The organism is Sulfitobacter sp. G21635-S1, from assembly GCF_027213915.1.
In the GTDB taxonomy this organism is placed as follows: Bacteria; Pseudomonadota; Alphaproteobacteria; order Rhodobacterales; family Rhodobacteraceae; genus Sulfitobacter.
This window is the reverse complement of record NZ_JAPWGV010000014.1, coordinates 22,072-34,548: the sequence shown is the minus strand read 5'-3', so window position 1 is coordinate 34,548 and position 12,477 is coordinate 22,072. Positions and strand designations below refer to the sequence as shown.

The window sequence follows — 12,477 nt, the reverse complement described above, 5'->3', positions numbered from 1 at the left end:
GGAGTTATTCGAACTCCATGATCACGTCATCCACGGCGAGGCTGTCGCCTTCGCCCGCGTTGACCTTGGACACGGTGCCCTTGCGTTCGGCACGCAGGATGTTCTCCATCTTCATCGCCTCGATGGTGCACAGCGCCTGGCCTTCCTGCACCTCGTCGCCCACGGCAACGGACAGTTTGACCACCAGACCGGGCATCGGGCACAGCAGCAGCTTCGAGGTATCGGCGGCCACCTTCTCCGGCATCAGGCGGGCCAGTTCGGCCTGGCGCGGGCTGCGCACATGCACCTTCAGGTCGGCCCCGCGCGTGCGGATGCGGAAGCCGCCCGAAATCTTGCCAACCTTCAGCACCAGCGGCGTGTCACCAACCTTCATCTTGGCCAGTTGATCGCCCGGCGTCCAATTGCCGCTGACGCGCAGCTCCTGGCCATCCTCGAAGCGCACCGTCGATCCGGCCTGATCGGCCTGGACCGTGAGGTCAAAGGATTGCCCCTGCACCGCCACGTTCCAGTCGCTGCCCACCTTGCGTTCGTGGTTGTCCATGCGGCCCGACACCCTTGCGCGCCGGATCTCGGCCACCCGGTGCATCGCGGCGGTGGCCGCCGCAATCCGCCGCAGATCGGTCTCGGGCAGGTCCACCCCCTCGAAGCCATCGGGATATTCCTCGGCGATGAAAGCGGTGGTCATGTCGCCCGACACGAATTTGGGATGGTCCATCACGGCGGAGAGGAACGGCAGGTTATGCCCGATCCCCTCGACCTCGAAACTGTCCAGCGCCACGCGCATCCGCTCGATCGCCTCTGCCCGGGTCGGTGCCCAGGTGCAGAGTTTGGCGATCATCGGGTCATAATACATGCTGATCTCGCCACCTTCGTAAACGCCGGTGTCATTGCGCACGATATGGTCGCCCTCGACCACCTCCGCCGGGGGGCGGTAGCGGGTCAGCCGCCCGATGGAGGGCAGGAAGCCGCGATAGGGATCCTCGGCGTAAAGCCGGTTCTCGATGGCCCAGCCGTTGATCTTCACATCGTCCTGCGACATCTCAAGTTTCTGGCCATCTGCCACGCGGATCATCTGTTCCACCAGATCGACCCCGGTGATCAGCTCGGTCACCGGGTGTTCCACCTGCAGGCGGGTGTTCATTTCGAGGAAATAGAAGTTCTTGTCGCCGTCCACGATGAATTCCACCGTGCCGGCGCTGGTATAGCCCACGGCCTGCGCCAGGGCGACGGCCTGTTCGCCCATCGCCTTGCGGGTCGCCTCGTCCAGAAACGGGCTCGGGGCCTCTTCGACCACTTTCTGGTTACGGCGCTGGATCGAACATTCACGCTCCGCCAGGTAGATGCCATTGCCATGGGCGTCGCAGAGCACCTGGATTTCGATGTGCCGCGGCTGGGTCACGAATTTCTCGATAAAGATACGGTCATCGCCAAAGGAACTGGCCGCCTCGTTCTTGGAAGACTGGAAGCCCTCGCGCGCCTCTTCATCGTTCCAGGCGATGCGCATCCCCTTGCCGCCGCCCCCGGCAGAGGCCTTGAGCATCACCGGATAGCCGATCTCGTTCGAGATCTTCACCGCCTCATCCGCATCCGCAATCAGGCCCATATAGCCCGGCACCGTGCTGACCCCGGCTTCCTGCGCGATCTTCTTTGAGGTGATCTTGTCCCCCATCTTTTCGATGGCCCCCACCGGCGGGCCGACAAAGGCGACACCGGCAGCACTCAGCGCCTCGGCGAACTTGCTGTTCTCGGACAGGAATCCATAGCCGGGATGCACCGCCTCCGCACCGCTGGACTTCACCGCCGCCATCACCTTGTCGATCACGATATAGGACTGGTTCGCCGGCGCCGGACCGATATGCACCGCCTCATCGGCCATCTGCACATGCAGCGCGTTCGCATCGGCATCGGAATAGATGGCAACGGTGGTGATGCCCATCCGGCGCGCGGTCTTGATGACGCGGCAGGCGATCTCGCCCCGGTTGGCGATCAGGATTTTCTTGAACATGCACTGTCCTTCTTGGTCTTGGTGAAAACGCGGAAACCCCGCTGCAGCGGGTGCTGCGCGGGGTCGGTTAAGCGGGGTTCAGCGCCGCAAGGGCGCTGATGGCGTGTCAGATCAGTAGGATTTGCACTTGCCGGGGTTGAGCTGGCAATAGGCCAGGTTCGCGCCTGCGCCGATGGCAGCGCCCTGCAACAGGCTGCCGCTGGTGATGGCTGCGGCACCGGCACCAACTGCACCGCCTGCAAGCGCCTGCTCGCCGATGTTGTCGCCGCAGGCCGCAAGCGCACCGCAGGCGGCAAACGCCAGCACGACCTTGCGGGCCGATTTTGATGTAATGTGAATTTGCTCGAACACTTGCCCGTTCCTTCTTTTCTTGTTTCCGAAGCGTCAACGCGGCGATTGCCTGCCGGTTCCCGCCGGGCTTCGATTATTTTCGCCCCCTGCCCCCCGTCTGGTAGAAACCCGTCTTTGGAAAAAACGGGCAGCAGGGATGTGACCCGCTGCTGCCCAGAGGGGGAAGGGGTATGGTCTAGATGCGAGGCGGGGCAGCTGGTTTGATCTGCGCCATCCTCAGGCCGGACGTTGGCCCAAGCGCGCGGCGCCGAAAAGCCCATACCGCCTGTTGCCGCAACATCGGCCAAGCCCCGCTGAAATTCGCATACCACTGGCAAATTCACGCCGATCACCCGTCGAAGGCTTCGGGAAAGGACGCACGGGCGATTCTCTCGTCAATGACCAGCATCGCTTCGTAATCCGCCGGATCGAAAGGGTCGGTGGCGGGCAGCACCTCGCGCCCGAAGAGCCAGGAAAGCCGCCCCGCATCCAGATTGCCCCGCTCGAAGGGCTCCGGGCCGAAACACTCCCACAGCGCTTTCATGAAAGCGGCATCGGCGCGCCGGTCAGGCGCCTTGCGGTCCGGCCGCCGTTCCCGGCGGGTCAGCGGTGTGACCCCCTTCGGATTCGGGCGGCGGATGGTGAACTGGAAATCGGTGCCGGGCAAACGGCCCGGAAACCCGCGATGTTTCAACATATATGCGGGCATTACACATCCCTCCCGATGACGAGGGCTGTGTTCAGGGCAGGCGCAAACGCCTGCCCTGAGGAAGGCTTACTTGTATTTGCCTGTGTATGTCGGCTCAACCGAGATGGGCTCGGGATCGACGACAACGTATTCTTCGTCGGTCTGGCCGCTTGTGCAGGCAGAAATTGCGGCGATGAAGCCGAAGGCTGCGATGAGTTTGATGCTCTTGGACATCTAAGTCTCCTGTCATTGTTGATGGGGCGCGGCACTGCTACATGCCTCGCACGCCCCGGTTCAGAGGTAAGGGATACCTGGGTATTCCTTGGCCGCAGATTACGGCAAAGGAATGTCCAATGATACGGGGGCCGCGTCAATCGGCAGGTATGTGACTCCAAAGCATCAGAATGCGGCAAGCGCCCGCCCTGAGCCGCTAGATATGGTGGCTGCATCACAAACTCTCCCAAATGCAGAGGTCGTTCTCTATGTGAAATGCCTCGAAAAACTGGGTCACTTCGGGGTCGGCAACGCCGAATTCAGTCTCGCGGTCGGCCAGTGAGATGACGATGACATCGCCGGTCAGATCGTGTTCGCCGATGTAGGGCAGCGCCAGTTCCTGGCACAGGTGCATCATGTCCCGGGCGGCGGTCTGATAGTCGATTTCACCGGTTTCACGGGCAATCGCAGGCGCGATCAGGCGAAAGCGCAGCCAGGTCTGCGGCCCGACCGAATCGACCAGCACCTCCTGCAGGCTCACCGGCTGGCCCGAGGGCACGTCGAGCGCCAGCGCAGGCGTGGCGGCCAGCAACAGGGCCAGAACAGCGGCTCTCATGGTGCCGTCTCCTCCGCCGTGCCGAAATCGGCGGGCGCGATGATTTCGATCAGTTCCATGTCGTCGGAATGGCGCACTTCCCGGTGGATAATGCCGGGCGGTTGCAGCACACAGGACCCCGCGCGCATTATCTGCTCCCCCTGCCCTTCGTATTCAAAGACAACCCAGCCTTTGGTGACATAGACCATCTGGAAATCCAGGTCGTGGGAGTGCCATGTGCCGGGGCTTTCCATGCCCGGCACCGCACGGATCACATGTGCGCCGTAAGCCCCCTTGGTCGCCCCCTTGATGCCGAGGTCGCGGTATTCGAAGAACGGGCGCAAGCCCGCGCCTTTGAATGTGCCGGAATCAGCGTGGGAGATGGTGAAGGATTGGTTCTGAAATATCTCCTTACTTGGCTTTCGGCGCCAATGTTCCCGAACCAGCACCATTTCAACTACATCTTGCGCGGTAGCTTTTTCTCGTTCAGCGAGAAATTCCTCTGAGATTTTTTCTCCGCGAATTCCCCAAAATCCACGGTCCAAATGTTCGAAGATATCTGCGGCTCGATGATTGAGAGAGTCACTCGAATGATCCTCTATTGTACGTCGAACAGTTGCTTTCCACTCTTTCGTGAGTTCTCGAAAAGTGGTTTTCTCAATGAGCAAATAAAGTTCGTCATAACGCGCCGCTCCGCCTAGACGTCTCATTGCTAAGAGAATTTCATCTTTCCATTGCATCCTCTGTTCCTCACAACGGAATGTTGTCGTGCTTCTTCCAGGGCGTCACGACCTTCTTGTTGCGAAGGCTCGCAAAGGCGCGTGCCACCCGTTTGCGGGTGGAATGCGGCATGATCACCTCGTCGATGAAGCCCCGTTCGGCGGCGACAAAGGGATTGGCAAAGCGGTCTTCGTAATCCTTCGTGTGCTGGGCGATCTTCTCGGGATCTTTCAGGTCGGCGCGGTGGATGATCTCGGTGGCGCCTTTCGCCCCCATCACCGCAACCTCGGCCGTGGGCCAGGCATAGTTGAAATCGGACCGCAGGTGTTTCGACGCCATCACGTCATAGGCCCCGCCATAGGCCTTGCGGGTGATCACGGTCACCATCGGCACCGTGGCCTGCCCATAGGCAAAGAGCAGCTTGGCCCCGTGTTTGATCACCCCGCCGAATTCCTGTGAGGTGCCGGGCAGGAAGCCGGGCACATCCACCAGCGTCAGGATCGGAATTTCGAAGCAGTCGCAGAACCGCACAAAGCGCGCGGCCTTGCGCGAGCTGTCGATGTCCAGACACCCCGCCAGCACCATCGGCTGGTTGGCGACAACGCCCACCGTGCGCCCCTCGATGCGCATGAATCCGGTGATGATGTTCTTGGCGAAATCTTCCTGAATCTCATAGAAATCGCCCTCGTCCCCCAGCTTGTGGATCAATTCCTTCATGTCATAGGGGGTGTTGGCATTGGCTGGCACCAGCGTGTCAAGCGATGCCTCGATCCGGTTCGGATCGTCAAAGAACGGGCGGACGGGGGGTTTTTCGCGGTTGTTGGCGGGCAGGAAATCCACCAGGCGGCGCACCTCTGCCAGCGCCTCCACATCATTGTCGAATGCCGCATCGGCGACGGAGGATTTGCGCGTATGGGTGACGGCACCGCCCAGCTCCTCTGCCGTGACCTGTTCGTTGGTCACCGTCTTCACCACGTCCGGGCCGGTCACGAACATATAGGAGGTGTCCTTGACCATGAAGATGAAGTCGGTCATCGCCGGGGAATAGACCGCCCCGCCCGCGCAGGGGCCCATGATGACGCTGATCTGCGGGATCACGCCCGAGGCTTCGATGTTGCGCTGGAATACTTCGGCATAACCGGCAAGGCTGGCGACACCTTCCTGGATCCGCGCGCCGCCGGAATCGTTAATGCCGATGACCGGCGCGCCGTTCTGCACCGCCATGTCCATGATCTTGCAGATCTTCTGCGCATGGGTCTCGGACAGCGAGCCGCCGAAAACGGTGAAATCCTGACTGAAAACATAGACCAGGCGGCCGTTGATCGTGCCCCAGCCGGTGACCACGCCGTCGCCTGCCGGGCGTTGTTTTTCCATCCCGAAATCGGTGCAGCGGTGCGCGACAAACATGTCGAATTCTTCAAAAGACCCCTCGTCCAGAAGCAGATCGATCCGCTCGCGCGCGGTCAGCTTGCCGCGTCCGTGCTGGGCGTCGATCCGGGCCTGACCGCCACCCAGACGGGCATCGGCGCGGCGCTCTTCGAGCTGTTCGAGAATATCTTTCATGGAAGGTCTCCCAATGCTGGTTTGCGCCATAGTATTCTTGTGGCAGGGGAAGAGGAAAGCATCTTTCTGAATATTTGCAAAGTCTATGCATTACCTTGTTTGCAAATTGCAAATCAGCAAACCAACGATGAGGCATGGACAATTTACCGCACCCGGACTAATTGCATTTGCATGAAAGACGCTCAGCCCGCTACACCCACGATCCGATTTCTGGACCGTAGCACACCACCAAATGTCCTGACCCTGATCGTGCTGTCCGGCCTGTCCGCGCTGGCCATGAATATTTTCCTGCCCAGCCTGCCCCAGATGGCCGAGCATTTCGGCACCACCTATGCGGTGATGCAGCTTTCGGTACCGCTTTACCTGCTGTTTTCGGCGGTCTTGCAGCTGTTCATCGGCCCGATTTCGGACAATCTGGGCCGCCGGCGGGTGATGATCTGGGGCCTGGTGCTGTTCATGCTGGCCACCCTTGGCTGCATTTTCGCCCCCAACGCCCTGATTTTCCTTCTGTTTCGCATCGCACAGGCGGTGATCGCAACAGCCATGGTCCTGAGCCGGGCGGTGATCCGAGACCTTTACACACAGGATCAGTCGGCGTCGATGATCGGCTATGTGACCATGGGCATGGCGCTGGTCCCGATGATTGCCCCCGCCGTCGGCGGCGCGATCCAGCAGTATTTCGACTGGCATATGACCTTCTGGGTGATGTTCGCCATCGGTGGCGCGGCGCTTGCACTGGTGATTGCCGACATGGGCGAAACCGTGCAGGCCTCCGGCAAATCCATGCTGGCACAGTTCCGCGAATACCCCGAATTGCTCCGCTCTCCCCGCTTCTGGGGCTATGCGCTGGCGGCCGGCTTCTGTTCGGGCGCCTTCTTTGCCTACCTTGGCGGCGCGCCCTTTGTCGGCTCCACCGTCTTCGGGCTGGACCCGTTCTGGCTGGGGATCTATTTCGGTTCTCCGGCTGTCGGCTATTTCCTGGGCAACTTCCTGACCGGCCTTTTCGCCACCCGCTTCGGGGTGAATGCCATGGTGCTCTGGGGATGTATGGCCAATGCCATCGGCGGCTCCGTCTCGCTTCTGATCTTCCTGTCCGGCAATGGCAGCGCGCTGACCTTTTTCGGGATGATGACCCTGGTCGGCCTTGGCAACGGGCTGTGCATCCCCAATGCCACCGCTGGCATGCTGTCGGTCCGGCCCCATCTGGCCGGCACCGCATCGGGCCTGGGCGGCGCGATCATGATTGGCGGCGGATCGGCGCTTGCGGTGCTGGCGGGTGTCTTGCTGACACCCGAAACCGGCGCCTACCCGCTGCTGCTGCTGATGCTGGGAACGGCCATCGCGGGCCTGTTGGCGATCATGGTCGTCATCCGCCGCGAAAAGGCCCTGGGCATAAAACCACGCTGACCAACGCGCCCGACTGAAAAGACCGCCACAGATCGCGGAGCGGTTCGGGCCTTGCCATGCCGCGTTCCTCGCGGAAATCGGCACATTTCCCCTTTGATATCCTGACTTGCGGGCACACCTGCCACGGCGCCCTGCACGCCGAAATGATCGCTCATGGGATTTATTTCAGTACGTGGGAAAAATTTGATACCATGTTGACCGGCGGCAGATTCGCCCTGATGTTCGGAGGCGCACAAAAAACCATTGCGTGAAATTTCTGTCAGTCCGGCTGTGATCATGGAGGATAGCAGCCGGAGGGCCACGCGATAGAGCTAGGGAGGATGCTCATGAAAATTACGACTCTAAGAGGGTTTATCGCCTCAACCGTGATGGCGACCAGCATTGCGGGCGCGACCACGGCCACCGCCGAAGGGATCATGTGTGAGCCCGGGGAAACATACATCATGAATGTCATGGTATCGGGCCACCCTTACTGGGTGCCGGTCTATCAGGGCTTCAAACAAGCGGCTGCGGCCTTTGGATGTGACACCGTGTTTTCGGGCACGCCCGATTACGACATCACCAAGCAAATCGCCTCGTTCGAACAGGACCTGATCAAATCGCCTGCCGGTATCCTGCTGCACCCGATGCAGTCCGATCCCTTCATCGAGCCGATCAACCGGGCGATCGCCGATGGCACCGAGGTCGTGACCTTTGCCGCGGATTCGCCGAATTCGAACCGCACGGCCTACATCACCTCGGACAACCTGGCCGAAGCCAAATTTGCCGCCGAAGAGATCGTGGCACAGGTCGGTGACAGCGCCGAATATGCCGTGCTGGAAAATCCGGGGCAGTCCAACCACGACCTGCGTGTCACAGCGCTGATCGACTATATGGAAGCCAATTATCCCAACATGAAGCTGGTCGGGCGTCAGGCCACCAATCAGGACAGCAACGCGGCCTATCGTGCAACGGCCTCGATCATCCAGGCAAATCCGAACATCGCGGCGATCTGGATACCTGAGGCCGGATCGGCGGAAGGCGCTGTTGCGGCGAAACTGGAAGCCAAATCCGACATCCTGATCATGCATGCGGATGTGACACCGACAACGCTGGAACACATCCGTGCCGGCAACATCCATATGGCGCTGAACCCAAACCAGGGTGTGCAGGGTTTCATGGGTTTCATGGCGGTGCATCTGGCCAACCGGGCGGAGCTCTTTGATCCGTTCAACGACTGGAAGACCTCGGGCTTCAACCCGGTGCAAATCCCCTTCATGGACAATGGCTTTGCCGTAATCACGCAGGAGAACGCCGACAGCTTTGATCTGAACGTCTATATGGAAGGGCGCGACCCCTCCTGATCTGCCCGGACCAGGCGCTTACGCGCAGCCCGGCAACAAGGCCAGCCGGGCTGCGCAGTTTCAAACACCTTTCGGTCAACCGAGAACTGCCATGCAAGACGATGTGATCCTCAAAATCTCGAACCTCAGCAAGTCCTTTGGCGCTGTCAAAGCCCTGCGTGGCGTCGATTTTGATCTCCGCAAGGGCGAGATCCACGCGGTGGCGGGTGAAAACGGTGCCGGAAAATCCACCTTGATGAACGTGATTGACGGGATCTTGCAACCTGACAGCGGCGAAATCCTTTTGGATGGTGTGCCGTTCACCATCGCGTCCCCGACCGAAGCGCAACGGCTGGGCATCGGTTTTGTCCATCAGGAAATCGCGCTCTGCCCCGATGTCTCCGTGGCTGAGAACATCTTCATGTCGCGGACCAATGTCAGCAGGTCCTGGTTGATGAATTATGAAAAGCTGGAGCAGGAAGCCGCCGAAGTGTTCCGTCAGCTCAGCGATATCGACGCATCGGTGCTGCTGCGCGACTTGTCGATCTCGAACCAGCAATTGGTGGAGATCGCCAAGGCCCTGACGCTGGAGTGCCGCATTCTGATCCTTGACGAACCCACAGCCGCCCTGACCGAAAACGAGGCGCAGACGCTGTTCCGGATCATGCGGCAACTGGCGGATCAGGGGATTTCGATCATCTATATCTCGCACCGCATGGTCGAGATTTTCGACAATTGCGACCGCGTGACAGTGTTCCGGGACGGCAAGCATATCGTGACCAACGATGTGGCCGACATCACGCCGGGCGATGTGGTCAATGCCATGGTGGGGCGGGTTGTCGACAAGCTCTACCCGGAAAAACAATCCGCCGGGGAAATGTCGGACGAGATCATTCTGGAGGTGAAGAACCTCATTGAAGCCCCCCGGATCCGCGATGTCTCCTTTGCCCTGAAACGCGGAGAAATCCTTGGCATCGCCGGGCTGATCGGGGCCGGACGCAGCGAAATCGCCAGGGGCATCTGCCGCCTCGAAGGGGCGGCGACCGGGGAGGTCCGGCTGCTGGGTGAAACACTCGCATTGCGCAATTATCAGGACAGCATCGCCAAGGGCATGGTCTATCTGTCCGAAGACAGAAAGGGCGATGGTGTCTTCCTCGAACTGCCCATCTCCGAAAACATCTCGGCGCTGAACCTCGATCAGGTCGCCAACCGCTTTGGCCTGATCAAGGCGTCATCCGAAATCAGGCAGGCCGGCGATCTGGGGCGCAAGCTGAACCTGAAATGCGGCTCCCTCACCGATCCGGTCTCGTCGCTCTCTGGCGGCAACCAGCAAAAGGTGGTGCTGGCAAAGATGCTGTCGGTCAATCCGCGCCTGATCTTTCTGGATGAACCGACCCGCGGGGTCGACGTGGGCGCAAAATCGGAAATTCACCGCATCCTGCGCGATCTGGCGCGCAACGGTGTCGGGATCATCGTGATCTCGTCGGAACTGCCCGAACTGATCGGCCTGTGTGACCGCGTCATGGTCGTGCGCGAAGGCCGGATCAGCGGCGAGGTCGCGGGCCATGAAATGACAGAAGAAAACATCATGCGCCTGGCTTCGGTCATGGATGCACAGGCGGCAGCGTTTTGACAGGTGAGAATGAAATGGAAAGTGCCGTGACCTTGGCTGAACCGAATATGAACAATCCGCAGGGGGTGCCGTTCTGGCGCAAGCTGTTGAAGATGCGCGAGACCGGGTTGATCGTGATCATCCTTGGCCTTTTTGTCGTCATGTCATTTGCATCGCCCTACTTTTTGAGCTGGGCCAATATGCGGGCCATGTCGATGGCCTTTGCGGTTGATGGCATTCTGGTCATCGGCATGACCATTCTGCTGATCTCCGGCGGTATCGACCTGTCGGTCGGCTCCGTGACCGCCTTTGCCATGGTGATCGCGGGGTGGTTGTTCCTGAACGGCGTCAACCCCTGGCTCGCCTCGGGGATCGCCATCGCCCTCTGTGCCGGGATCGGTGCCTTTCAGGGCTTTTTCGTCACCAAGGTCGGGCTGCATCATTTCATCGTGTCACTTGCGGTCATGGTGATTGCACGCGGGGCCTGCCTGCTGTTCACCGGCGGGCGTCCCATCGGGCTCTTCACCCTGCCGCCGGAGTTCAAGTTCATCGGTCAGGGTTCCATCGGCCCGATCCCCATCGTGATCATCATCTTCCTGGTGTTTGTGATCGCCTTCGATTTCCTGCTGCGGCGCACGACGATGTTCAGGAAGGTCTTTTATACCGGTAGCAACGAAAAGGCGGCAGCCTATTCCGGCATCCGCACCAAGAAGGTCATCTTTCTGACGACAACCCTGTGTTCGACCCTCTGCGGGGTTGCCGGGATCATCTACATGGCGCGATTCGGGTCGGCGCAACCCACCTTCGGGATCGGCCTTGAACTGACGGTCATCGCCGCGGCGGTGATCGGCGGGGCCAGCCTGAACGGCGGCTCGGGGTCGATCTTGGGGGCCATTCTGGGGGTTATCCTCTTGTCGCTGGTGTCCAGTTCCCTGGCCCTGCTCGATGTGTCGGTCTACTGGCAGGACATCATCCGCGGCTCGATCCTGCTCAGCGCGGTGACGATTGACCATTATCTCAACAAGCGCCGGAGGTAGGTCATGACGGACAAATCAAATGACTTTGAACATGTGCGACAGATCCATACGGTCCTGACCCTGCATTTCCTCGAAGGCCAGAAACAGGCCGAGATCGCGGCGGCGCTCAACCTGTCCACCTCCAAGGTGAACCGGCTGATCACCCAGGGCCGCCAGATGGGGATGGTCAAGATCGACATCGAAAGCCCGTTTCAGGCGCTCATGGATATCGAACGCGCGCTGACCGATGCCACCAGCCTGGATGACGCCATGGTCGCCCCCTTCGTGCAGGGCAGCCCGAAGGCCACGTTGCAGCAGGTTGGCCGCGCCGCCGCCAGTCAGGTGCTCGAAACGCTGCGCGACGGCGATGTCATCGCAATTACCGGCGGCAAGGCGGTCAGCGCGGTTGTCGAAAACCTCGCCCCCGATCACCGGGTCGATGTCACCGTGGTGCCGCTGACGGGCGGCGTGCAGGGCAAGTATTACACCGATGTGAACCATCTCGCGACACGCATGGCCGAACGTCTGGGCGGCAAGACGATGCTGTTGCATGCGCCGCTGTTCGCTGAAAGCCGGGAACAACGGGACATGCTGATGGAGGTCGCCTCGATCCGCGAGGTCTTTGACCTCGCCCGCCGGGCCAATGTGGCGCTTGTCGGCGTGGGCTCGATCCAGGCGGAAGGGTCAAGCTATTACGACCTCCACCCGGTGCCGGATGCGGACCGCAAGATGCTGGTCGGCATGGGGGTCGTGGGCGAGTTTCTGGCCCATCTCATCCACAGCGACGGGGCGGTGTCGAACTATGCGCTGAACTCGCGCCTCGTCGCACTTGCACCCAGGGAACTGCCCAAATGCGCCCGCGTCATCGGGGTGGCCTCCGGCCATGAAAAGGCCCAGCCGATCACGGCCGCGCTGAACGGCAATTTTTTGAACTCACTGATCCTTGACGAAGAAACCGCTGGATCGGTCCTGAAGGAACTTGAAGGGAAACAGAATGTCGCATGAG

The 12,477-nt window shown here is 60.5% G+C and carries 13 protein-coding genes; 6 read left to right on the top strand and 7 right to left on the bottom strand.

From position 1 onward, the window contains the following. Positions 1-4: 4 nt before the first annotated feature. The 7 genes from O4H53_RS14450 to O4H53_RS14420 form a co-directional block, all read right to left on the bottom strand. Complete coding sequence (locus O4H53_RS14450) at positions 5-2,005, bottom strand: acetyl-CoA carboxylase biotin carboxylase subunit (protein ID WP_269364772.1); 2,001 nt, start codon at positions 2,003-2,005, stop codon at positions 5-7. 111 nt (positions 2,006-2,116) lie between these two features. Further along, positions 2,117-2,356, bottom strand: a complete 240-nt coding sequence (locus O4H53_RS14445) for a hypothetical protein (protein ID WP_443069608.1) — start codon at positions 2,354-2,356, stop codon at positions 2,117-2,119. Positions 2,357-2,684: 328 nt separating this feature from the next. Beyond that, a complete protein-coding gene (locus O4H53_RS14440) occupies positions 2,685-3,032 on the bottom strand; it encodes a hypothetical protein (protein ID WP_269364952.1) in 348 nt (115 codons plus the stop codon). A gap of 78 nt (positions 3,033-3,110) precedes the next feature. Continuing rightward, positions 3,111-3,257, bottom strand: coding sequence for a hypothetical protein (locus O4H53_RS14435; protein ID WP_162841705.1), 147 nt, complete (start codon positions 3,255-3,257; stop codon positions 3,111-3,113). Between the two features lie 214 nt (positions 3,258-3,471). Beyond that, complete coding sequence (locus O4H53_RS14430) at positions 3,472-3,852, bottom strand: DUF6497 family protein (protein ID WP_269364767.1); 381 nt, start codon at positions 3,850-3,852, stop codon at positions 3,472-3,474. After that, complete coding sequence (locus tag O4H53_RS14425) at positions 3,849-4,571, bottom strand: cupin domain-containing protein (RefSeq protein WP_269364765.1); 723 nt, start codon at positions 4,569-4,571, stop codon at positions 3,849-3,851. Before O4H53_RS14425 ends, O4H53_RS14430 begins: the two co-directional genes overlap by 4 nt. A 10-nt stretch (positions 4,572-4,581) precedes the next feature. Beyond that, entirely contained in the window at positions 4,582-6,114 is a 1,533-nt protein-coding gene (locus O4H53_RS14420) for an acyl-CoA carboxylase subunit beta (RefSeq protein WP_114275844.1), read from the bottom strand. Positions 6,115-6,285: 171 nt separating this feature from the next. On the opposite strand from O4H53_RS14420, the gene O4H53_RS14415 reads away from it, so the two are divergent. The 6 genes from O4H53_RS14415 (at position 6,286) to O4H53_RS14390 (ending at position 12,476) form a co-directional block, all read left to right on the top strand. Then, entirely contained in the window at positions 6,286-7,521 is a 1,236-nt protein-coding gene (locus tag O4H53_RS14415) for a multidrug effflux MFS transporter (RefSeq protein WP_269364763.1), read from the top strand. A gap of 56 nt (positions 7,522-7,577) precedes the next feature. Beyond that, the gene (locus O4H53_RS14410; RefSeq protein ID WP_269364761.1) at positions 7,578-7,772 is read left to right on the top strand and encodes a hypothetical protein; all 195 of its coding nucleotides are present in this window, start codon (positions 7,578-7,580) and stop codon (positions 7,770-7,772) included. A gap of 75 nt (positions 7,773-7,847) precedes the next feature. Beyond that, positions 7,848-8,864, top strand: coding sequence for a substrate-binding domain-containing protein (locus O4H53_RS14405; protein ID WP_269364759.1), 1,017 nt, complete (start codon positions 7,848-7,850; stop codon positions 8,862-8,864). Between the two features lie 91 nt (positions 8,865-8,955). Beyond that, entirely contained in the window at positions 8,956-10,476 is a 1,521-nt protein-coding gene (locus O4H53_RS14400; protein WP_269364757.1) for a sugar ABC transporter ATP-binding protein, read from the top strand. A gap of 32 nt (positions 10,477-10,508) precedes the next feature. Further along, on the top strand, positions 10,509-11,492 hold the full coding sequence (locus O4H53_RS14395) for an ABC transporter permease (protein ID WP_443069607.1): 984 nt from the start codon (positions 10,509-10,511) through the stop codon (positions 11,490-11,492). Between the two features lie 3 nt (positions 11,493-11,495). After that, positions 11,496-12,476 carry a sugar-binding transcriptional regulator gene (locus tag O4H53_RS14390; RefSeq protein ID WP_269364753.1) on the top strand — a complete coding sequence of 327 codons (981 nt, stop codon included), beginning with the start codon at positions 11,496-11,498 and terminating at the stop codon, positions 12,474-12,476. Position 12,477 lies beyond the last annotated feature (1 nt).